Genomic DNA, 20,266 nt, shown 5'->3' on the forward strand with positions numbered 1-20,266 from the left:
TTCTCGCACGTTCGCCGCCCGGTGACTGCGGCGCACGTCACGTCCGGTGTGGTTCTATGTGGCGCATGAATTCCGCAACGACCAGCTCCGCCGGGCCGTTCGCCGCCATCGGCGACGTGATCGGCACCATCTGGACGAACGCGGTCACACCGGTCGACCCGCCGTCGAACGTCATGGTCCTGGCCATGGCGGCGGTCGCCCTGGTCGTCGTGCTCTTCCGGCCCCTGTGGCACCTGGCACGGCATGTGATCACCATCGCGCACGAGGCGTCGCACGGCCTGGGCGCCCTCCTGACCGGCCGCAAGCTCGAGGGCATCCGGCTGCACTCCGACACCTCCGGCCTGACGGTCTCGCGCGGCAAGCCGCGCGGCCCGGGCATGGTCATCACGGCGTTCGCCGGCTACGTGGGGCCCGGCCTCATCGGCCTCGGCGCGGCGTGGCTGCTCAAGCTCGGCTACGCCGTGGGCCTGCTGTGGCTGCTCGTGGCGCTGCTCGCGCTGCTGCTCCTGCAGATCCGCAACTGGTTCGGCCTCTGGTCGATCCTCGTGAGCGGCACGGCCCTCGTGTTCGTCACGTGGTTCCTGGCGCCCGAGGTGCAGAGCGCCGTGGCCTACGCCGTCACCTGGTTCCTGCTGCTCGGGGCGGTGCGGCCGGTGTTCGAGCTCCAGGTGCAGCGCTCGCGCGGTCAGGCCCGGACCTCCGACGCCGACATGCTCGCCCGGTTGACCGGCGTGGGCGGCCTGCTCTGGGTGACGCTCTTCCTGCTCGTGACCCTCGGCGCCCTGGTGCTGGGCGGCTCGTGGATCCTCGGGGTGGCGCTCTGAGCGGCGCGCCGCGCCGAACCGCCTGACGCCCCCTACGCACGACGAAGGCCCCCGGAACGCCACCTGACAGGCGGCTCCGGGGGCCTTCGCGGTTCGACGCCCGACGGGCGGGCGCCGGAAGGTCACGCCGTGGGCGTGAGCACGAATCCCGGACCCTCGGCACGCGGGTCCGCGTCCAGGGTCAGCGTCTCCAGAGCAGGTGCTGCCTGCGCCTCGACGAACACGTTGGTGGAACCCGAGGCGTCGACGACCTGGTCGTCGGGCTGCGGGGCCGGAACCAGCGCGAGCTCGAAGTTCCCCGGCTGGTCGGCCGCCTGCGCGATACGCAGACCACCCTCGACCGGCACTCCGGCCTGCTGAGCGAGGTCCTGGACGGCGGTACGAGCGTTGTCAGTCACGGTGAGCACGATGAGCTCCTCACATTGGTTCTCGTGGTCCCGTCCACCGAACCAAGCCCTCCCACTCACCGCAAGCGTGAGACGCATTTAACCCGATATCTCCCACTGGCTGGGACAGCGGATGACAGGCGTCGCCACAGGCCCTATGGTGCCCCGCTCGGAGGGCCGCACCAGCATCCGGGAGCTGACCGGTAGGCTTTCTTCTCGCGCCGCCCGGACGCCGGGCACGCGGGCCTCTAGCTCAACTGGCAGAGCAGCGGACTTTTAATCCGCGGGTTCCGGGTTCGATCCCCGGGGGGCCCACCATCGTCGCAGGTCAGGACTCGATGGTGAGCCACCGCATCCGCGTTAACAGGGTCGGACCCAGCAGAAACCCATCGCTATCACCCGCTGGAACTGCGAGCCTCGACCTCGTAACGCACAAGGACTGGGCACTTAGAACGGTGGCTCGTCCGACGCCCACGGGTCGGTGGATGGCCGCGGGTCAGCGACAGGCGGCCAAGGGTCAGCGACGGGTGGCCAAGGGTCAGCGACGGGTGGCCAAGGGTCAGCGGCGGGTGGCCAGGGTGATGTGGGTTCGCTCCGCGGATCGTCGGGCGTAGCCTCCCCGCGTTCTCCACCACGAGTTGCACGCGCCAACGCATCCACCTTTAGGCCGGGGGTCACCGCGTAGTCCTCCGGAAGGAGCCGCTTCGCGGTATACCTAGCACGTAAGGGCTTTGACACGCCGACCGAGGCAACCGCCAACTCGTCAAGTTCTGACCACTTGGCCGGGAACAACGCCCGCATGGCTCCCTCGAAGTTGGGGTTGAGAACGGCGTACCCGTCACCGACATACAGCGGGTCACCGCTTTCTACGGCCGGCGCGGCGGGGTCCCCTTCGCGACCGAGCGCAGCCGAGATGTCGTGACGCTTGGCCAGTAGATCGTTCGCATCTCTCCCACCCTTGTCCGAATCAGAGTCGAAAATGCAGAAGCAGGGAATGCCGAGTGCGGTAAAGAGTCGGTACCACTTCGCGATGTTGCCTATGCCCTCGACCGGGACCACTGCAATACCCTCTCTCAGCACGTCAAGCCCGCGGGACCGCAATAGCTCAGGAAGTGCCAGCGCCTCCGTCAGCCCTTCAACGAGCACGCAGCGGCGAGCAAACAAGCCGCTCACGATCTCAGACGTAGCGGCGGCAGCATAGAACTGACCGATCGTGTCAGGCGTGGATCGCACGGCGTCAGCACCGCGTTCGACCAGCGCAGCGTGTAGTTCCACACGTGAGCGCTGGACCACACGGGTTGCGCCGTCGTCACCCTTGCTCACCATGACCAAATTCTCGGGCCTTGTAAGGTCCACGAAGTGCGGGGAGTGAGTGGTGACGACTACCTGAAGACCGGGCGCGCTCAACCCATTCAAACGAGAGGCCAGCCATTGCTGGGCGAGTGGGTGAAGGTTCGACTCGGGTTCGTCGATAACCAGTATAGTTCCCTCGGATTTGCCGTAAGCCTTCGCGAAGGCATACGCAAATGCGAGCGCGAGGACCTGCGACTGCCCGGTGCCGAGCTCGTCAAAACTCCGCACCTCACCGGAGAGTTTTGGATGGATCCGGAGCGATCGGAAGAAGTTGCTCGGATCGTACGCGCTAAAGTCAACATCGAGTCGATACGGCAGGTTCTGTCCGAAGTCTTCGGCGGTATCCGCAAGTAACTTCTGAAACGCCGCGAACTCCGGCACCTCATTAAACTCGTCACGCAGGTCCGCGAATATCTCAGCAAGCCTTTGCTTACGCATTGGCGATTCGAGTAGGCGCTCATGGAACCTGTGCATAAGTTTGGACAACATTGTGACCTTACTCGCGTAACTTAGCTGGTAATCCAGCCGCCGATTAGCATCCAGCACAGCCGCCGACAATGCCGAACGCATTTCGCCTTTTACGAAACTTCTGTCACAGAATCTGTTAGAGCAGGCGAACCGATACTTGGTCGGATTTCCGTCCGGTGCGAGGTCCTGGGGGTCGAACGTCCATTTGAAGGACCGCACCTCGCCATCTCGGCAGTATCCGCATGGGACCCCTGACACTTGAGCGCTGACCTCGACTTCCAGTCCATCGCTGTCACGTCCGTGGAAGTCATGCTCGTCCAACTTCTTGTTCCCGGGCCAGATGTCGCCGAAAATTATATCTAGTGCGCGTGTTACGTTGCTCTTTCCTGCGTTATTCTCCCCGAGCAGCACGAGCGCCCCTGACTCGGGGAACCGGAGGGTGACCTTGCTGTCACCGACCGAACGCAGGTTGCGGACAGTTAGTGTTTCGATTCGTGGCGCCACGGCAATCCGTTCCGTAGCACGTGCGAGTGCCACTGCGTTGGCCGCCGCCGATTTAGAAGCGCGGTCGGTATCAAATATTGCGGACGAGCCCGCAACCAAGAGAGGTCCTTGCTGCTGGGGTCATCGTTCCAGTGGGATACGTCTTCCACTAGGAGTTGTGAGGGTGAATCAGGAGAACGCCCTATCCGTCGAGAGCACAACACCCCGCTCGAAGCGCGGCCCTTCCTCCGGCGCCCCAACTTTTCGAGTTGACGAGATCACCCCAGGTCGGATCGTTTCTCCGACCTGGGATGATCTCGTCAACTACTCCTCGCCCAGCGGCACCAGGCGCGCTCAGCCCCCGAACTTCTCCAGGATCTCCCGGTGGTCCGGCCCTACCTTCGGGGTCTCGACGTAGTACTTCGCCGTGATGGACGAGCTCGTGTGCCCAAGCTGCTTCGCGGCAGCCTCGATGTCCGCGCCGCGCCCTACCGCGGTGCCGACGCTCTTACGGAATGTGTGAGGCGTGATCCAGGTCCACTGTGGGTGCTGTTCGCGGAACTTCCGCCACTGCTTCTCGACTGTGCTCCCCTCCCGGAGGCCTTGTCTCGCTGACGGGAACACCAGATCAAGGGGTCCGGGTGCAACCTCGGCGGCGCGGCGCTCCAGCATGGTCATCGCGAACTTCGGAACGAAGTAGCCGCGCGGCTTCTTACCCTTCGTGGTGTCCTGCCGGAACAGGCCGACGCCGTTTTCGCGGACGACAGTCCCGGTGAGATAGACGATGTGCTCGTCAAGGTTGACCTCCGACCAGCGGAGCGCCAGGGCCTCGCCGATACGGCATCCTGTGGCGAGCATGACGTCCACCAGGTCGGGAAGGCCCCGTTCCACCGCCTTTGCGTCAGCAGCAAGCGTCGCGCGCAGTTCGACGACTCCCGCCACATCCAGGGCACGAACGTCCTTGGAGACCGTAGCGGGAACTGGGGTGACCGACCGTGCCGGGTTCACGCTGATCGCGTCCTCACGGACCGCAGAGTCCAGCATGCCTTTGAGGCAGGTCAACGCGATCCGCGCGTTCGCCGGGTGCTTAGCCGCCTCGGCCGCAGTCCAAGCCTCCAAGCGCGAGACCGTGCATTCTCGCAAGCGGAGACCGCCCAGGCCGGGGATGACGTAGTGCTCCGTGATGTACCTGTAGGTCTGTCGCGTGCCGACAGCCCGGCTACTCGGATCGACTTTCGTTCGTAGCCAGTAGTCCGCGAGCACATCGAGGCGGGTGTCTGCGGTGATCGTGTCCGACGAAGTGCGCTTCCGGGTGGTGAGCTCGGTCTGGAGACGCTGCTCTGCCTCGGTGCGTGTGCCTCCCCATGCCTCGACGGGGCGGGTGCGGCCGTCGTTGTCGCGGAACCGGCACCTCGCGGCCCATCGGAGGTGCTTAACGGGGATCTGTTCGCCGTCCAGCGTGTGCCAGGTCTTCCCGCTCCCAACTACCCGAGCGCCGTTGTAGTACGGGGTGGTGTTGATCTTGCCGTGGGTGCCCACGGGCATTGGCTTACGCGACATGGTTGATGACCTCCAGGGTCGTGACGTCGTGGTTGGGGCGGCATCGGGTGGTGTAGCCGGGGCCGGTCAGCGGTTCTCCGCAGTCGTCGCAGGCGGCGACCTGAGATGGTCCGCATTTCCGCCCCGCAACCCCCGCTCCCCCGTTTGTGCTGGTCAGAGCGTCGAAGTCGGCCGGGGTAGGCGGGTGTTGGCGGGGGTAGGCGGGGGTTGAACCCCCGCCGTTGACCCGCCTACCCCCGCCAACCCCCGCCTCGCGCAACGCTGTGACCTGCGATGACGGGGGTTGCGGGTGTTGCGGGGGTTGAATACGGGCCATCTCAGGTGGAGTGAGCGCCCAGACGGTGACCTTCTGCTTGTTCCGGGTGCCGAGGTCGTCCACGGTCCAGCCCGCCGACCGCAGCGCCGGCGCGTTCCGCTTGATCACCCCGGCCACGGCCCGCACGCTGCGCGGCCACGTGCGCGGGGGCAGCCCGTCGGGCTGGACCAGGGCGTGGAGGTCGGCAGCGGTGCCCTGCCACGCCTCGGTGATCGTCTCGGTGAGAGCCGCCAGGAACGGATCGGACGTGACAGCGTCGAGGGCCAGGCTGTTGGCCTGGTCGCTATACGCGGTCAGGGAGTCGGTGCCGTGCACCTGGTCCAGCGCTGCGAGCACCATGGCGAAGTCCGCCATGCGCGGCATCGTCCCCAGACGAACAGACGGCATCCGGGTCTTGCAGATCCGCACCTGTTCCAGCAGCGCACCGAACACGCGCGGGTGCGCCGACTCCCACGCGGTGGCGAGCTGCGACTCGGGACGGCGGCGGTCCTCGGTGATCCTGTCCAGGTTGACGACGATGGACCGGTCCGCGAGGTCGGGTGCCATGGCTCCGACGTCGATCCCGTTCATGAGGATGACGCGGCGGAACGAGAACACCGACAGCCCGTCGTCGGAGTAGAGCTCGCGGCGCACGTCGCCGTCTCCGGTCACGGCCCGGCACAGCGAGTCCGACAGCCACGGCGGGATCGTGGACAGGTTGTCCAGCCCGACCACCCAGGAACCCGAGGCGGCGGTGACCCACCCGTCGGCGTCGCGGGGCGGCTTACGCAAGGGCACTGGGGACGGGTCCACGAGCTGGACCAGGTTCTTCGTCGCGGACGACTTCCCGGTGCCCTGCTCACCGAGCAAAGCGAGCATGGGGTGCGGGATGTGCGCCCACCCGAGGGCGGCGACGAGCCACCCGAGCACGAGCGGCCGGTCAGCCTCGGTGACGTTGATCAGCGCCCACAGGTCGTCCAGGGTGCCGCCCGGCTCCGGCATCGGCAGCGCGCCAGACAGGGCGGTGCGGCGGAACAGCACCGGGGCCTCGGTGACGACGGACCACCCGTCGACACCGACGCGCACGACGTGTTCGGCGGCGTCGCCCAGGTCGATCCAGGTAGCGCCGTCGTGCTCGGCAACGCGGATGTGGACCTCTTCCGGCTCGGCCTCGCCTGCCGTGCCCTGGAGGACGAGCAGGGCGTCAGCGAGGGCCTGTTGTCCCGCGATGGCGCCGGTCTGCTGGCGGTACGCCTTGGCGAGCTCGGCGCGCAGCGAGGACCGGCCGCCGCGCAGCATCCGCACCACGTTCCCGCCCGTGCGCGGCACCGCGTAGGCGTCCCCGTCCGGGGTGCATCCGAGGTCGTACCGCTGGAGTGCCAGGTCCACCAGGACCGCGGCGGCGGTCTTCTTCTCCGGTGCACCATCGGACGCCACGGCGGGCGCTGCCGGGTCGGTCGCGGTGCCCTCGGGGGCTGCCTCGTCGGGCTGCGGGGCGCTCATGCTGCACTCCGGGTGAACTGGTCCTCGATCCACGCCTCGACGTCCGAGAGGCGGTAGCGCAGGTGACGGCCGATCTTCACGCCGGGTGGCGTCGGGCGACCAGCAGAGCGCTGCACGTACAGGGAGCGAACGGGGATGCGCAGCATGTCTGCGACCTCGTCAGGGGTGAGTAGGACCGGAACGGCCCGGCCGGGCATGGCACCGATGGGATGTGCGGTCATGGTGTCCTCCTGTCAGGCCGCGAGGCCGGTCGGTTCGGCAGGCCGTTCACTCACGTGCTCATCGCTGGTAACAGCGGCGTGGAGAGCGAGCAGGCGGTGCAGGGCGGCGGCGGCCTGTTGCGGGACGACGCCGTTGCCTAGGGCCCGGAGCTGTTCGTTGCGGGTGGTATCGGTGTCGGTGACCCAGCCACCAGACAGGCCCTGCATCCACTCCACGAACCGCGGCGCCAGGCGCTGCGCGCCGCCGCGTCCGGTGGGCTCCGTGGGCGCCGGCGTGAGCCGCCCGAGGGTCGATTCCCATCGCTGGATGGCCGGGGTGTAGACGCCGAACGCCTGGTGATCAGTGACGGCGCTAGGCCGCATCAAGTCCCCGGCCGAGCCGCGCTGGTTCGGGCCGCCCTTGGTGCCGTCGGTGGCCCGGGGCGTGGGCAGCATGCGCAGGGCCTCGATGTGCAGGCTGTTGCCGTGCCCGTTGCCGTTGCCGTGCCGGGCACGCATCCGCTGTGTCCACGCATCCCACGCCCCGACCGTCTTACCCGCGCCCATGTCGTTCACCGCCGGGGTGGGCAGGAGATGGGTCACAGCTGCTCCATCTGATCGGCCAGCGTCGATTGATGCCCGTCCCGCCGACGCTTGGCCGGCGCCGGGCTTCCGCCGTCCGTCGGGCGCTGTGGCGCTGGCATCGCCAGCACCATCGGCAACGCTCGCAGGCCCGGTTCGGAGCGGCGCAGGTCGCCCGGCGAGGCTCCCTTCGCGTCGGTGGTCTTCGGCGTCGGCAAGAGTGGCTCGCCCTCCCAGCCCGGTGGCACCAGCGGCAGGCTCGAGGTTGCCCTCCTGGGTGGTGTCCCAGGCAAGGACGAAGACGCGGAAGCGCCCGTGCGGGGCGCCGACGTCGGCAGCGCGTAAGCCTGTCCACGCAGCGTCATACCCGAGACTGGAAAGGTCTCCGAGTACACGTCCGAGGGCTCGAAGATGGGGAGCATGTCCTGCTGAGGTGTTCGGATCCAGGCATCGCGGGCAGGGTCCCAGCTCGCTATCGACCTCTGACTGGGCACAGGCTGAATAGGCTCCACGAACGTTCTCCCATACGACGAAGCGGGGACGGGTGACGGCGATGGCTTCGCGCATCGCAACCCACAGGTTCGAGCGGGTGCCCTCGGTCATGCCGAGGCGCTTGCCGGCCTGGGACAGGTCCTGACACGGCGACCCACCCGCCAGCAGATCGATCGGCGCCGCTGCCGCCCAGTCGACGGCGGTGACGTCACCGAGGTTCGGCACACCGGGGAACCGGGTCGCGAGGATGCGGCACGCGGCCGGGTCGACCTCGGCCAGCCACTCAAGGTCGACGGCACCGAACGCGAGCTGCAGGGCCAGCTCCAGGCCGCCGTACCCGGCAAACAGCCCGCCCACCCGCAGCGGGCGGCCCAGGGGCAGGCTGAGTGCGGGCGTCATCGGGTGCCGTCCTCGGTGACGCGCCGCCAGGTGGCGAGCGTGGTGCCGTCGTCGTCGGTCATCGCCGGCATGCCGTCGGCGACCTCGTCGGCGAGCCAGGCGACGTCGGACACCGTGCGGGCGTAGGGCCGCTCGGTGCGGGGGAAGATCCATCGCCAGGTGGTGCGGCGGGTGACGTAGGTGTCCAGGTCGACGACGGCGAGCTGCTTGCCGTCGGGGCTGGTCTCGGCGCGCACGGGGTAGGTGCCGGCCTGGGCCTCGGAGAGCTCGAACCGTTCGCGCTGTCCGTCCTGGGCGGGCCAGTAGCACCAGCTCTCGTGCGTGCGGTGCACGTCGAGGACGAACGCCTCGACGCGGCGTGCGGGCAGGGCCGGCAGGACGGTCAGGTGGCGGGTGGTGTGCTTCATGGTGGTGTCTCCCTCGGGGTCAGGCGGCGTGACGGACGGAGTGCAGGGCGGGTGGTGTGGGCCAGGTGGCCAAGCAGTCGGCGGGCGTCGCCCGCGGCTTGGCCGCGCCGTAGGGCAGCGGTCGGGCGAGGTTCGGGCGGATGGCGGCGGAGATGGCGCGGTTGTGGCGGAACCTGGCGGCGGCCTCGTCGTCGGCCAGGCGGCGGCCGGTAGGGATGCCGTCGGCGTGCCCGGCGTCGTACCCCTCGGCGTGCCCGGCGGTGCGGCCGTCGTGCCAGCCGACGTTGTGGCCGGTGGTGTAGCCGTGCAGCCACGCGGCGATGACCTGACGGGAGTACGTGCGATCGGCGGGCGGTGTGCTGGTCATGGCGGGTCTCCGTTCCTGGTGTGCGGCCTGTTTTTGGCATGGGTGGGGTAGGGGCACGGCAGGTAGCGGTAGCGGCCCGCCGTGCCCTCAGCAGTGCGTGAGGTGGGGGTTTCGGGGTGCGCCGGGAGGGGGCGCTACCCCGCTACTTCGTTGGAATCACGCCGTTTTCGGCGGTAGCGGGGCCGCTACCGGTAGCGGGTCCTGCGCTACCGCTCGCCGGGCCCGACAGGGCCGGCGTGGGGGTGGTGGTGGCTACCTCGGCGGGCGCGGGCCCGAGGGCGATCCGGGCCATGAGCAGGATCAGCGCGGAGGCGAACGCCAGGACCGCGGTCACGGAGCTGAACGAGGCGGCCAGGTCCAGGTCGAGGGCCGTGGCGGCGATGGTGGCGCCCATCGCGATGACGAACACGGTGGCGGTGCGGCGGGTGGCGCGTTCCATGCCGGCGACCAGGGCACGGGCGTCGCGGACCAGGTCGGCGTACTCCTGCGGGGTCATGTCGTCGTTCTGGTTCACGGTTCCTCCAACGGTGGGTGGTGCGGGGACGGGCGGGTGGGCTTGGGTAGCTCCTTGTGTCAGGCCTCGACGGCGACCAGCAGCGCCGGGGCGACCGGGGCCGGGGTGGCGGTGGTGAGTCGGGCGTCGGCCAGCAGGCGGCGGGCGGTCCGGTCGGTCACGTGGTGGCCCTTGTCCGCCAGGGCGGACAGGGCGTCGCTGGCGGTGGCGTCCGGGTCCTCGGCCAGCAGCCCGGACACGATGTCGAGGCGGACGGCCCGGTCAGCGGCCGACGCGGTCGGGCGGACGGTCCGGGGCGACTTGGGCCGGACGGTGGCCCGGACAGTCGTGGTGTCTTGTCCGGCTGCCGGGGTGGCGGACAGGCGATCGCTGTCCGCTGTGGTGTCCGCGAGGATGTCCGCCACCTCGGCCCGGACAGCCTCAGCCGCCTTGTCCGCGTAGTCCGCCCCGGACACGGGGCCGGTGGTGAGGTGTCCGGCGACGCGGTTGTTGGCCTCGACGTGCAGGCGGGCCACGTCCGTGACGGCGTCCGCGACGGCGGACAGGGAGTCCATCCACTCCGCGGTCCGGGTCCGCATCTCGGCCGGGGGCACGGACTTGAGGGCGACGGCGCGGGCGGCCCGGCGGCGGGCCTCGGCCCGGACGATGGCGCGGTGGGCGGCGGGTGTGCCGTCGTCGGCGGCGTGCGCCCGGACAGCGTCCTCGGTGGTCAGGAACAGGGCGTGCATCCGCATGGTCTGCCGGATGCCGGACCAGGTCGCCCCGGACGCGAGGTGGCGGTCACCGATGAGGGCCAGGTGCCACATCAGGGCGGCCAGCAGGGGCACGATGAACCGGAACAGGACCGCGCCGGCCGCGTGGTCGAGGTAGACCTCGTGGACGGCGGCGAACACGCCCGAGGCGGACGACAGCGCCCACGTGAGCGTGAGCAGCGTGCCGCCGGGCCGGTTGTCCCGAGCGGCCTCACGCGCCAGCAGCGCGACAGTCACGAGGGACAGCTCGAACACGCCCGCCGTGGTGTACGCGGTGGCAGCGTCCATACCCAGGACGTCCCGCCCGAACCCGACCATCGCGAGGTAGGCGGAGACGGTGGAGATGAGGGCGACGGAGACGGCTCCGCCCAGGACCAGGCGGCGCGACCCGCGCCGCGGTGCATCGGTGGTGGTGTGCGTGGTGCTCATGGTCAGTCCTCCTTGGTCTCGTCGGTGAGGGTGGTGAAGTCGGGCAGGTCGTCGGACAGGACGGCAACGAGCTCATCGCGGACGAGGCCCTTACGGACCGCGCCGCCGTTCTTGACGTTCTTGGACGTGACGCCGTGGCGCTTGGCAGCGGCGTTGACCTGGGCGGCGTCCCAGCCCGTGTAGAGGGTGGGCTTGGACGCGGCCAGGCGTGCGGCGAGCTCGTCGGACCAGACCTTCCCGGTGGGCCACCCCGGGTCCTCCGCGGGCCACACCGCGAGCAGGTGGTCCAGGATCGTGGAGTGGTCGGTGTCTGCGGGCTCGTCGCCGGCGGCCATGCCCGTCAGGTACCCCTTGGCCTCACGGACGGCGCGGGCACGGTCGGCGATGGTCTCGGCCTTGGGGGCGTCGATGTACGCGGTGCGCACGATGATCGGGTCGTCGCCCTCACCCGCGAGGTAGGCCACGCCCCGGTCCTTGCGGGAGAACGTGGTCGCGGAGTACCCCGACCCGTACATGCCCGGTCCCAGGATCATGTTGTTGACCGTGGCGTCCATGACCTTCAGGGCCAGGCGCAGGCCGGCGTTGGAGGACACGGACTTGGGGATCGACTTGTCGTCGGGGCGCTGGGTGGCGAGCCAGACCATGATCCCGACGAACGGGCCACGGCGGACCAGGTCCTCGACGATCGCGCGGGCTTCCTTGCCGACCTCGGGGTGCTCGAACAGGACCTGTGTCTCGTCGTAGGCGGCGAGGATCGGGTGCAGACGCAGGGACTTGTCCGACGCCAGCTCGTCGGTGACCTTCCCCTCCGTGCAGCGCGGGTCGCCGACCAGCTCGGTCCGCACCAGGCGTGCCCGGCGGCCGACCTCCTTCTGCATGGCCTTGAGGTCGGCCAGCAGAGCGGCGATGTCCTCGGGGTCGTCACCGGAGCGGTAGTAGTGCGCGACCTTGCCCAGCGGGGCCAGGTCGGCGCCGCCCTTGAGGTCGTGCACGTGCAGCTCGACGCGCGGGTCCAGGGCAGCGGCCAGGAGCAGCAGGCGCAGCGTGAACGTCTTGCCCATGCGCGGGATGGCGCCGATGATCCCGGCGGAGAACATGAGCGTGGTCTCCACCGCTCCCCCGCGCGGGTCCTGCCCGAGCGGGATCGGGTCGAACAGGTTCGCGGTGCCCTTCTTGGCCAGCGGCCACTCGGCGGGCTTGGACTCGCTCAGCGACTTGTCCGCGACGTACAGGATCAGACGCCCCTCATGAACGTCGGGGTCGCCCTCGGGCCAGACGCAGCCCATCGGCCGGCGCAGGCCTGAGGCGAGCTGCGAACGCTTCTCCATGACCTCCGCCGCCGTCGCGCCCGGCGGGAGGTCGATGTCGGCGCGGAACCCGGCGCCGTCGCGCACGATCGACAGGAACCGGATGGCCTTGTCGTCCTGCTTGACACCCTGGTTGACCGACCCGAGGCGCAGCGCCAGCAGCGCGTCCTTGATCAGGTCAGCGGTCAGTGGCGGGATCTTGGCCTCGGCGGTGGCGTTGCCCGTGATCTTGGCGTCACGGTTGCGGCCGACGATGCCCAGCACGCCCAGCGCCACGGCGGCCGTCGCGCCCTGCCACACCGGATCGGCGAGCGTGGCTACCGCGGCGGCACCGCCGGCCGCCGTGGCGAGGCCGAACACGGCCAGGCCACCGCGGCGGCGGGCCACGGCGCGGGCGTCGCCGCGAACCTTCAGGTATGCGTTCGGGTCGCCCTTGGTCGACGCCAGCAGCGCACGCCGCGTCTCGACGTTGTCCGAGTCGGCAGCCCAACGCCACACGGCCGACGTGATCCGGCCCGCGCCGACCGGAGCGCGACCGGCGAGCTTGAGCGCGTACACCGGCAGGCGCACCGCGTGAAAGGCGCAGACGTGCGAGCCGTAGCCGACGGCCCAGCGGGCAGTGGCCATGAACGCGGCACGGGACTTGAGCCAGTCCGGCAGCACCTCGCGCTGGTCTGCCCGACGGTGCTCGATCACCCGGGGCGCCTTGGGCGCCGTCGTCGGCTCCGGCTCGGCCGGGGCGTCGATCACCTCGCCGGACAGTGCGTTGTCGTAGTCGACGACGTCGAAGGTGGCGTCCGGCTCGGCCAGGGCCGTGCCGGGCCCGACGGCAGGAGCGTCCTGGGTGGTGCCGTAGACCATCGCGGACAGCTCGTCGTCGTTGGGCAGCCCGTCGTCCGGGGCGCCGTGCAGGCGCTCGTTGGGGTTCGTCATCAGGCACCCGCCACGGACGAGACACCGGAGATGAGGCCGTTGAGCGCGTCCTGGGCAGCGTCCAGGACCGGGGCGCCGAATGCCGTGGTGGCGAGGGCCAGGCCGAACAGGATGCCCAGGACGAGAGACCCGTTGCCGGTCTTCTTGAGCGAGACGCCAGCGACGACGATGACCAGCAGGACGAAGAACAGAGACATGGTGACCATGGCGGTAGCTCCTTCTCAGGCGGTGCGGGTGGCAGGACGGATGACGACCCGGCGGGCCGTCGAGAGCGGGCTACCCGGCGCGTACGCCGGGGCTGTCGTGGTGGCGCGGCCGGCACGGGTACGAAGGACCGTGTTCAGCGCGGTGACCGCGTTGCGGTGCGCCTTGACCGCGACCTCGTCCGGCGAGGTGGCCAGCCGGCACTCGGCGTCCACCACGGCGACCTCGGCCGAAACGACGGGCTCCTCGGCGACGAGAGCAGCCAGGTCGTCGACCGTGGGCTCGTCGTCATCGAACGCGGCAAGTGCGGTGTAGGTGGTCATCGGTTCTCCCCCGTAGCGGTGTCGCCGCCCGCGGCGGCGATGGCGGCGTTGTGGACCTTGCGAACTCGCTTGCGCATCAGCACGACCTCGGCGCGCATCCGTGCCACGGCCCGGCCGTCGTCGACCAGGCCAGCCGTGACGAGCAGTCGGCCGGCCTTAATCAGGCCCTCGGACAGCGCGAGGAGCAGCCGCCTTGCGGCTGCCAGATCCTCAGTCCTCTGCGTCATTGCTCGACCCCCTGGTGCCTCAGGCCGGACCGATGGTCGGTCCGGCTGGTGTGGGTTGAACCTAACCCGCAGTTTTTCTGCGTGTCAACAGCCGCCCGCATTTTTTCTGCGACCGGTAGCATGTTGCTACCAACAGGAGTTCTGAGACAGGAGTGCACATGGCTGGGCAGTTCGGGCTTTCGGTTCGCTTCACGCTGAAGGAAGGCGCCGCAGCGGCGTTCGACGCGCTCGTGGCCGAGACGCTGGCAGGAATCCGGGCCTCAGAGCCCGGCACGCTGGTCTACGTGAACCACCTCGTCGAGGGGCAGCCGGACCAGCGGATCTTCTACGAGCTCTACCGCGACCGGGCCGCGTTCGACGAGCACGAGCGCCAGCCGCACACCCGCAAGTTCCTTGCGGGCCGTGAGGCGCTGGTCGATGACGTCGAGGTCGACTGGCTCACTGCCGTCGACGGAAAGGGGTACGCACAGGGTGAGTGACCAGAAGATCTTCGGAGCGCGCGTCGCAGCACTGCGCAAGGAGCGGAAGCTCTCGCAGAAGGACCTCGGCGCAGAACTCGGCAGGTCGGAGTCCTGGGTGTCTCAGGTCGAACGTGGGGTGCTGCCGGTAGACCGGCTCTCCACGCTCCAGACGCTGGCAGACGCCCTTGAGGTGTCCGTGCTGGACCTGCGTTCGGATGCCGCCGAGCCAGTCGGCGACGGTCCGGCCGAACCAGGCAGCGACCTGGACGGCGTCCGCCTGGCCCTAACCGGATACCCGGGGATTGCGACCCTGCTGGAGGACTCAGCACCGGCCGACGAACGGCCGATCGACGAGTTGCGCGAGCACGTTGACCGACTGTGGGAACTGGCCCACGCCTCGGCGTTCAGCGAGATTGGGGAGGAGCTCGTCACGCTCATTCCGATGCTCGAACGCCGGGTGCGACGCAGTACCGCGACGGATGCCGAGCACGAGGTTCTCGCCCAGGTCTACCAAGTCACCGCCGCGGTGCTGGCGCGGCAGGACGAGGCGGACGCGGCGTGGGTGGCGTCCGACCGTGCCATTGCCGCCGCTGGGAGGTCTGGGCAGCCGCTGGAGGTGTTGGCCGGCACGTTCCGTCTGGCCCACACGTTTCTGCGAGTCCAGCGCCCGGAGCAGGCTGAATACGCCGCATCCGAGGCGATCCGGGCGCTTCAACCGAAGCTCGACGACGGTTCGCTGAGCACCGAGGGCAAGTCGCTCTACGGGGCGTTGCAACTCGTCCGAGCCGTGATCAGCTCACGGGAGGGAGACAGAACGGCCACACACAGGTGGCTGGATCAGGCCCGCGCCGTCGCCGCAGCTGTCGGCCCCGGTCGGAGTGACTTCGGAACCGAGTTCGGCCCGGCGAACGTGGAAATTCATGCAGTTACCGCTTCAGTCGACCTGGGCGACGCGGGGATGGCCCTGGACCTGGCTGAGCAGATCGACACGACCGAGCTCTCGGCAGAGCGACAGAGTCGGCTGCTGCTCGACAAGGCGCGGGCATACACACAACGTCGGCAGGTTGGCGAGGCCGTTGCCGCTCTGCTCGAGGCGGAGGAACTGGCGCCCGAACAGATCCGGTCGCACCCGCTGGCACGGCAGGCGATCCGTGACCTAATGCAACTCAGCCGCCGGACCCCCGTGGAACTTCAGCAACTAGCCCAGCGAACCAGCGCCGCATAGCCGGAAATCCCATGCGAATAAGGGCCCCATCCCAAACCGGATGGGGCCCTGTCGTCGGCCCCTACTGATCCATGCTCACCTCGACGAGCAAGCACGGCCTGACGCCCCCAGGGACGCCTGCGCCACGTCGATGCGAAGTGCCATGACAAGCGGCCGACCGCCATGTCAGCCCTTGAGCAACCGATCCACTGCACGCTCGAACTGGTCTTGGTTCAGCACACCGTCGTCCCGGAGCTGCTTGAGCTTACCGACTTCCACGGAGATGGTGTTGCCCGTGGGCTTTACCTCGGCGAAGAGTCGCTTGAGGTTGGGGTAGTTGCCCTCACGGAGGAGGCGCTGCGCAAAGCTCAGCGCCGGGTCGTAGGTCCCGCGACCCTGGTTGTACGGAATCTCCAGGGAGATGACGCACTCCGGATGCTGCTGCGCATGCTCGATGATCGCCTTCAGGCTCAGGACGACAGCGTCAGCCTTCTTGGTGGCGTGGTTCGCCAGTTCGACGTGGACTGCAGGGTCGGCGAAGACCATGCCGCCGAGCCGCTTGTGGAGGAAGATCGTCGGCTCCACGAAGCCCTTCCCGGCACCGTTGATGCCGTTGCTGATCCTGAACGCGCTGGCCGGCGAGAGGCTGCTCTTGATGGAGAAGAGACCCTTGACGACTGCGCTGACGCCGGCGAGGTCGAACCCGTTGGCGTTGTGGCCCTCGGGGAGCGCGATGACGTCGGCCGCGTAGCAGGCTGATGCCACGATCCACTCCACAGTGCCACCGGCGACGAACCGGGATCCCCGGTCAGACACGTTGATCTGTTCTGTCATGGCGAAGAGCGAGTCGCGAACCTCGTTGCGGAGTGCGCGGTCAGAAGCCATCTGGTCACGAAGCTTGTCGAACTCTGTCGAGCCCGAGGTCTTGGTCTTGGCCACCGGGTGGCCCCCTTCCTTACGAGGGCAGCAGGTCCACCCTTCAGGAAGATCATACACCTGAAGCGTGTAGGAACACATCCCGCCCTTGTCTGACGCTTTGATCGGATGCACGTATCCCGTGCCCACCGGCCTTGGCGGTGGGCACGGGATATGCGCATCACGCGGCCTGGGGCCAGGCCTTCCCGTCGGCAGGACGGAGGCGCTGAGCGGTCTCCGTCTCCAGCCGGTTGACGATAGCCGCCGGGGTATCCGGCTTGAGCACCATGGCACCGACGTACAGCCAGCGGTGGCGGCGGTATGGGATCGCCATGTGGCTCGTGAACCGGTCATGCAGATTCTGCGTCTGGCCGACCCAGAAGCAGCGGTCGCTGCTGACCGCGGTGTAGACGGCAGGCCCGACCTTGGGCAGAGGCTCCGGGTCACCACTCGCAGGGAGCCCCCACAGCCGGAGCGGGTCCCACTCGTCGCCGACGGCGTAGTACTGGACAAGCCGGCTCATGGTCTGCCAGTGAAGGCCGTAAGGCCCCTCCAGCATCGTTGGACGGTTCATGCGCCCCACTCCTCGGCGTCCTGCTCGACGTCCTCCGTGAACTCGTCGTTCTCATCAGGCTCAGGGACCCACACCGGCTGCTCTGTCAGGGCGCGGTCACCGATCCAGTCGATAACCGCGCCGAGCTTTCGGTGGGTCTTGCCCATCTCGAGCTGGGACGCCTCGTCCACGTAGAAGACAGTGGTGTCTTGGCCGCCCTTGGTCGTCAGCGTCGTGCCCGACTCATCGAGGCTCCTCATCTGAGAGATGAAGCTGTCGACGATGTCCTGCAGCGTCTTACGAGGGCTCGGAGTGCCGCCCTTGCCACCGCCATCCGAACCGGTCGGCTTCCGACGCGTACCGTCGTAGTCCGCGATCAGGAGGAGCAACTGGGTCGTGAGCTCCACCTCGCTGCCCTTCTCACGGTGGACGCCGTCCGTCTGGGTGGCGAGCAGGTCGTCAGCGGCGGCGTGGAGGAGGTAGAAGTGCGACGGTTCGGTCGTGGAGCGGCGCTGCCGCTCCAGCGGAGGCAGGCCGTTCGCGGCCTCCTTGTCGACCTGGAACTCCTGCATCGCCAGCGCGAGCTGGAGCAGACCGCGATGGTTCTTCTCGTGGCCGAGGAGCTCGATGACCTCGGAGATCGAGCCAGCACGCCAGGGCGCCTCGTACTGCCCGCCGCTGCCCACACCGGCGACCACCTCGGTGGTCAGGAAGCGGTCGGCGATCAGCGCCGCGCCCCCGGCGGTCATGAGAGTGATCCGGGCGTCCCCGTCGCCGGCCACGGCCTTGGCATACAGGTTCATCGGGGTGTCGACCACGATGTCCCAGGCTTCACGGACCGGCTTTGTCAGTGCGCCGTTTCGCTTGTACGCGTTCCTGGCCTGCGCGAGGCTGCTGGCCTTGTGCAGGCGCCACGGCGCTTCCACCAGCGGGGAGAGGATGTGGGCGTACCGGGCATCGCGAATCTGCCCGGCATTTAGGCTGGTCCGGAGATCGGCCTTGCTGCGCTTGAAGGTCCCGGGGCGGGTGAAGAACCGCAGGACGAAGGCCGCTCTGTACAGGGCCGCCTGGCTCACGGTGAAGTTCTGGGAGCACTTCAGGGCTTGGGCAGTCATCGGCACCAGGTCATCGACGGGGAACGTCCCCAGAAGGAAGTCCGCCATGGCCGTGTCCGTGATGTCGCCGGTCCCCTTCAGGGAACGGACGACGCCGTGCATGGCGTTGGCGGCGCTGGCCTCGGGGCGCCAGGCCTTGTTCTCCTGGGTGAAGCGGACCAGTTCCGAAGCCGCGTCAGGGAATCGGTCCTCGACCTCGAGATGGCAAGTCGTCGCGGTCGTGCATCCGACGACGAGACGGCCACGGAGCGTTAGTGCCTGCGCCGTCCGGAGGCCGGCCTCGACCTCTTTTCTGCCAGCTCCCTGGATGTGACTGGTGGTCCAGTCCGCTCGCCACGCGTCGGTGGCGGCATTGCGCGTCTCCAGAACCCGCTCGTGGTGAGTCCGGTTGGCCCGCCCTGGTTCGGCTGGGCGGATCGTGCTGGAGATGATCGCGTCCGCGACCTGGTCGATGTCACGGGCTTCGAAGCCGAGGCGGACCTGCCAGCTGCGGACGGCACGCGTGATGCCGTCGATGATCACAGGGACCGTGAACGAGGAGGGCGCCCCGTCGCCGGCGTCCTCGAGGGTGATCGTCCCGAAGACAACCGTGATGGGCTCGGAGACGCCCTTCTCGATGATCGACGTCTGGTAGTCGCCGCCCTGCTTGTCGGTGCTCTTGATTACCTCGCGGGTCCAGTCCTCCAGGTGTTCCTGGTCGCGGAAGGTCATCTGGTAGTCGGCGATCGGCTTGCCGTTCTCGTCGAGACCACCACGGACGCGAGGTGCTGCGACGATGTTGGGGTCGGTCTCGGTGCGTGGCTGCGGCCCGACAGCCAGCTGCGGCAGCATGAGGTCTGCTTCGATCTCGTAGATCCGCATCGCGCTCGGCCGACGGGGGGTGAGCATGTCGTGCTTGGCGGTCTCCCGCACGACGCTCCAGCTGTTAGGGGTGGCAGCGTAGGTGAGGGTGTAGGCGGCCTCTTCAGTGATAGCGATCCGAGGGCTCCTGCCGAGCTCCACGACCACTGAGCGACGCTTGAGGCCGACGTCGTGCATGGTGAGCGGCATCGGTCGCTCGTCCAGCAGTGTGATCTCCTCAGCGCCCCAGGTGACGGTCGGTGAGGTTGCAGGCGCCGCGCCGTCCGGGTTGCTCGACATGGTGGTCTCGACGACGGCCGACACAGGCGCGGACGCCGCCATGGGCGCCTGGAAGATCGGGGTGTTCTGGCCAGCGGGCGTCGGCTCGATGGCAGGGGTGTGCTGTGAATCGGTCACGTGTGAGCTCCTCAGCTCCCGTGGCCGCAAACAACGAACAGACGGTCGTCTGTGGTTGCCGATTCTGGCGAAAGGAGATCTCGTCGACCGAGAGCATCTGACGCTGCTGGGCTGCGACCGGCCCAGGGCCCCGCTTTCCAAGTGCTTCCCGATCAGATCACCCTGGGTCGTTTGCCCACCATGGGATGGGTTCACGACCGGCTGGCTCACCCGACGTACGTCGGCGGGCCTCTCGACGAGGACCGTGGCCGGCAAGCGCATGATGCGCTTTCCGCCGAGGACCATATCACGCGCTGTGACGCGTCCCACAGGGCCGCCCGGACCGCAGCGCTCAGCACGGTCGCTCCTCACCGCTGAAGGCTAGGCTCGCACTGTGCGCGATCTGGACGATCTGACCGAACGGCTCAAGTTGTTCCGAGACGCCCGCGACTGGTCTCAGTTCCACACCCCGAAGAACCTCGCGATGGCTCTGGCAGGCGAGGTCGGTGAGCTGCTCGCCGAGCTGCAGTGGCTGACGAACGACCAAGTCGCGGAACGCCTCTCCCACGAGTCGGAGTTCCGCGCGCGCCTCGAGGACGAGATCGCCGACGTCATGATCTACCTGACCTACCTTGCCGACGCGACGGGGACCGACCTCGTGGCGGTCGCCGGCGACAAGGTCGCCCGGAACGAAGTCCGCTACCGTGCCGAGGCCTCACGGGGGCGGGCAGTCAAGCACACTCGATTGCAGACCGAGCCAGAGGACGCGTAGCG

Annotated in this window: 21 protein-coding genes and 1 tRNA gene; 5 read left to right on the plus strand and 17 right to left on the minus strand. The window is 68.6% G+C overall.

Annotated features, from left to right (window positions below; all coding sequences use genetic code 11):
- Positions 1–56 precede the first annotated feature (56 nt).
- Positions 57–824 (plus strand): M50 family metallopeptidase, encoded by a 768-nt coding sequence (locus tag ACFU5G_RS01505; protein WP_377240051.1) that lies wholly within the window; start codon positions 57–59, stop codon positions 822–824.
- Between the two features lie 122 nt (positions 825–946).
- Here the strand turns inward: ACFU5G_RS01505 and ACFU5G_RS01510 are convergent, their stop codons facing one another.
- The gene (locus ACFU5G_RS01510; protein WP_020015769.1) at positions 947–1,231 is read right to left on the minus strand and encodes an iron-sulfur cluster biosynthesis family protein; all 285 of its coding nucleotides are present in this window, start codon (positions 1,229–1,231) and stop codon (positions 947–949) included.
- Between the two features lie 221 nt (positions 1,232–1,452).
- On the opposite strand from ACFU5G_RS01510, the gene ACFU5G_RS01515 reads away from it, so the two are divergent.
- A tRNA-Lys gene (locus tag ACFU5G_RS01515) sits at positions 1,453–1,528 on the plus strand.
- Positions 1,529–1,657: 129 nt separating this feature from the next.
- On the opposite strand, the gene ACFU5G_RS01520 is transcribed toward ACFU5G_RS01515, so the two are convergent.
- The 13 genes from ACFU5G_RS01520 to ACFU5G_RS01580 all read right to left on the minus strand — a co-directional run bounded on the left by ACFU5G_RS01520 (position 1,658) and on the right by ACFU5G_RS01580 (position 14,008).
- Positions 1,658–3,535: an ATP-dependent endonuclease gene (locus ACFU5G_RS01520; RefSeq protein WP_377240053.1), complete on the minus strand. Its 1,878-nt coding sequence runs from the start codon at positions 3,533–3,535 to the stop codon at positions 1,658–1,660.
- A gap of 333 nt (positions 3,536–3,868) precedes the next feature.
- Positions 3,869–5,053: a tyrosine-type recombinase/integrase gene (locus ACFU5G_RS01525; protein ID WP_377240055.1), complete on the minus strand. Its 1,185-nt coding sequence runs from the start codon at positions 5,051–5,053 to the stop codon at positions 3,869–3,871.
- A gap of 10 nt (positions 5,054–5,063) precedes the next feature.
- On the minus strand, positions 5,064–6,872 hold the full coding sequence (locus ACFU5G_RS01530; protein ID WP_377240057.1) for a hypothetical protein: 1,809 nt from the start codon (positions 6,870–6,872) through the stop codon (positions 5,064–5,066).
- The gene (locus tag ACFU5G_RS01535; RefSeq protein ID WP_377240059.1) at positions 6,869–7,093 is read right to left on the minus strand and encodes a helix-turn-helix domain-containing protein; all 225 of its coding nucleotides are present in this window, start codon (positions 7,091–7,093) and stop codon (positions 6,869–6,871) included. The genes ACFU5G_RS01530 and ACFU5G_RS01535 overlap by 4 nt, the downstream gene beginning before the upstream one ends.
- 12 nt (positions 7,094–7,105) lie before the next feature.
- Positions 7,106–8,545: a DNA cytosine methyltransferase gene (locus ACFU5G_RS01540; RefSeq protein WP_377240061.1), complete on the minus strand. Its 1,440-nt coding sequence runs from the start codon at positions 8,543–8,545 to the stop codon at positions 7,106–7,108.
- Positions 8,542–8,952: a hypothetical protein gene (locus ACFU5G_RS01545; protein ID WP_377240063.1), complete on the minus strand. Its 411-nt coding sequence runs from the start codon at positions 8,950–8,952 to the stop codon at positions 8,542–8,544. The genes ACFU5G_RS01540 and ACFU5G_RS01545 overlap by 4 nt, the downstream gene beginning before the upstream one ends.
- A gap of 19 nt (positions 8,953–8,971) precedes the next feature.
- Positions 8,972–9,319, minus strand: a complete 348-nt coding sequence (locus ACFU5G_RS01550; RefSeq protein ID WP_377240065.1) for a hypothetical protein — start codon at positions 9,317–9,319, stop codon at positions 8,972–8,974.
- A 142-nt stretch (positions 9,320–9,461) separates the two neighbouring features.
- The gene (locus tag ACFU5G_RS01555; RefSeq protein WP_377240067.1) at positions 9,462–9,833 is read right to left on the minus strand and encodes a hypothetical protein; all 372 of its coding nucleotides are present in this window, start codon (positions 9,831–9,833) and stop codon (positions 9,462–9,464) included.
- Positions 9,834–9,892: 59 nt separating this feature from the next.
- A complete protein-coding gene (locus ACFU5G_RS01560; protein ID WP_377240069.1) occupies positions 9,893–11,014 on the minus strand; it encodes a hypothetical protein in 1,122 nt (373 codons plus the stop codon).
- Between the two features lie 2 nt (positions 11,015–11,016).
- Positions 11,017–13,254 (minus strand): hypothetical protein, encoded by a 2,238-nt coding sequence (locus tag ACFU5G_RS01565; RefSeq protein WP_377240070.1) that lies wholly within the window; start codon positions 13,252–13,254, stop codon positions 11,017–11,019.
- On the minus strand, positions 13,254–13,460 hold the full coding sequence (locus ACFU5G_RS01570) for a hypothetical protein (protein ID WP_377240072.1): 207 nt from the start codon (positions 13,458–13,460) through the stop codon (positions 13,254–13,256). Before ACFU5G_RS01570 ends, ACFU5G_RS01565 begins: the two co-directional genes overlap by 1 nt.
- A gap of 15 nt (positions 13,461–13,475) precedes the next feature.
- Positions 13,476–13,781, minus strand: coding sequence for a DUF6284 family protein (locus ACFU5G_RS01575; RefSeq protein WP_377240075.1), 306 nt, complete (start codon positions 13,779–13,781; stop codon positions 13,476–13,478).
- Complete coding sequence (locus tag ACFU5G_RS01580) at positions 13,778–14,008, minus strand: hypothetical protein (RefSeq protein ID WP_377240077.1); 231 nt, start codon at positions 14,006–14,008, stop codon at positions 13,778–13,780. The genes ACFU5G_RS01575 and ACFU5G_RS01580 overlap by 4 nt, the downstream gene beginning before the upstream one ends.
- Before the next feature lie 158 nt (positions 14,009–14,166).
- On the opposite strand from ACFU5G_RS01580, the gene ACFU5G_RS01585 reads away from it, so the two are divergent.
- Together ACFU5G_RS01585 and ACFU5G_RS01590 are read left to right on the plus strand one after the other, a co-directional pair.
- Positions 14,167–14,487 carry a putative quinol monooxygenase gene (locus tag ACFU5G_RS01585; RefSeq protein ID WP_377240079.1) on the plus strand — a complete coding sequence of 107 codons (321 nt, stop codon included), beginning with the start codon at positions 14,167–14,169 and terminating at the stop codon, positions 14,485–14,487.
- Positions 14,480–15,694 (plus strand): helix-turn-helix domain-containing protein, encoded by a 1,215-nt coding sequence (locus tag ACFU5G_RS01590; RefSeq protein WP_377240081.1) that lies wholly within the window; start codon positions 14,480–14,482, stop codon positions 15,692–15,694. The genes ACFU5G_RS01585 and ACFU5G_RS01590 overlap by 8 nt, the downstream gene beginning before the upstream one ends.
- Before the next feature lie 165 nt (positions 15,695–15,859).
- On the opposite strand, the gene ACFU5G_RS01595 is transcribed toward ACFU5G_RS01590, so the two are convergent.
- The 3 genes from ACFU5G_RS01595 to ACFU5G_RS01605 all read right to left on the minus strand — a co-directional run bounded on the left by ACFU5G_RS01595 (position 15,860) and on the right by ACFU5G_RS01605 (position 19,513).
- The gene (locus tag ACFU5G_RS01595; protein ID WP_377240083.1) at positions 15,860–16,612 is read right to left on the minus strand and encodes an SHOCT domain-containing protein; all 753 of its coding nucleotides are present in this window, start codon (positions 16,610–16,612) and stop codon (positions 15,860–15,862) included.
- Positions 16,613–16,769: 157 nt separating this feature from the next.
- Entirely contained in the window at positions 16,770–17,162 is a 393-nt protein-coding gene (locus ACFU5G_RS01600) for a hypothetical protein (protein ID WP_377240085.1), read from the minus strand.
- Positions 17,159–19,513 (minus strand): hypothetical protein, encoded by a 2,355-nt coding sequence (locus ACFU5G_RS01605; protein ID WP_377240087.1) that lies wholly within the window; start codon positions 19,511–19,513, stop codon positions 17,159–17,161. Before ACFU5G_RS01605 ends, ACFU5G_RS01600 begins: the two co-directional genes overlap by 4 nt.
- 373 nt (positions 19,514–19,886) lie before the next feature.
- Here ACFU5G_RS01605 and ACFU5G_RS01610 point away from each other — a divergent pair, with 373 nt between their 5' ends.
- Positions 19,887–20,264 (plus strand): nucleotide pyrophosphohydrolase, encoded by a 378-nt coding sequence (locus ACFU5G_RS01610; protein WP_377240089.1) that lies wholly within the window; start codon positions 19,887–19,889, stop codon positions 20,262–20,264.
- The last annotated feature ends 2 nt before the right edge of the window (positions 20,265–20,266 follow it).

Origin of the sequence: Promicromonospora sp. NPDC057488 (genome assembly GCF_042802395.1) — a bacterium.
In the GTDB taxonomy this organism is placed as follows: Bacteria; Actinomycetota; Actinomycetes; order Actinomycetales; family Cellulomonadaceae; genus Promicromonospora.

Excerpts from the sequence above, each read along its gene's own strand:
- ACFU5G_RS01535 (WP_377240059.1), bottom strand. The coding sequence starts at position 7,093 with ATGACCGCACATCCCATCGGTGCCATGCCCGGCCGGGCCGTTCCGGTC.
- ACFU5G_RS01530 (WP_377240057.1), bottom strand. The coding sequence starts at position 6,872 with ATGAGCGCCCCGCAGCCCGACGAGGCAGCCCCCGAGGGCACCGCGACC.
- ACFU5G_RS01585 (WP_377240079.1), top strand. The coding sequence starts at position 14,167 with ATGGCTGGGCAGTTCGGGCTTTCGGTTCGCTTCACGCTGAAGGAAGGC.
- ACFU5G_RS01575 (WP_377240075.1), bottom strand. The coding sequence starts at position 13,781 with ATGACCACCTACACCGCACTTGCCGCGTTCGATGACGACGAGCCCACG.
- ACFU5G_RS01600 (WP_377240085.1), bottom strand. The coding sequence starts at position 17,162 with ATGAACCGTCCAACGATGCTGGAGGGGCCTTACGGCCTTCACTGGCAG.
- ACFU5G_RS01565 (WP_377240070.1), bottom strand. The coding sequence starts at position 13,254 with ATGACGAACCCCAACGAGCGCCTGCACGGCGCCCCGGACGACGGGCTG.
- ACFU5G_RS01580 (WP_377240077.1), bottom strand. The coding sequence starts at position 14,008 with ATGACGCAGAGGACTGAGGATCTGGCAGCCGCAAGGCGGCTGCTCCTC.
- ACFU5G_RS01550 (WP_377240065.1), bottom strand. The coding sequence starts at position 9,319 with ATGACCAGCACACCGCCCGCCGATCGCACGTACTCCCGTCAGGTCATC.
- ACFU5G_RS01540 (WP_377240061.1), bottom strand. The coding sequence starts at position 8,545 with ATGACGCCCGCACTCAGCCTGCCCCTGGGCCGCCCGCTGCGGGTGGGC.
- ACFU5G_RS01505 (WP_377240051.1), top strand. The coding sequence starts at position 57 with ATGTGGCGCATGAATTCCGCAACGACCAGCTCCGCCGGGCCGTTCGCC.
- ACFU5G_RS01570 (WP_377240072.1), bottom strand. The coding sequence starts at position 13,460 with ATGGTCACCATGTCTCTGTTCTTCGTCCTGCTGGTCATCGTCGTCGCT.
- ACFU5G_RS01545 (WP_377240063.1), bottom strand. The coding sequence starts at position 8,952 with ATGAAGCACACCACCCGCCACCTGACCGTCCTGCCGGCCCTGCCCGCA.
- ACFU5G_RS01560 (WP_377240069.1), bottom strand. The coding sequence starts at position 11,014 with ATGAGCACCACGCACACCACCACCGATGCACCGCGGCGCGGGTCGCGC.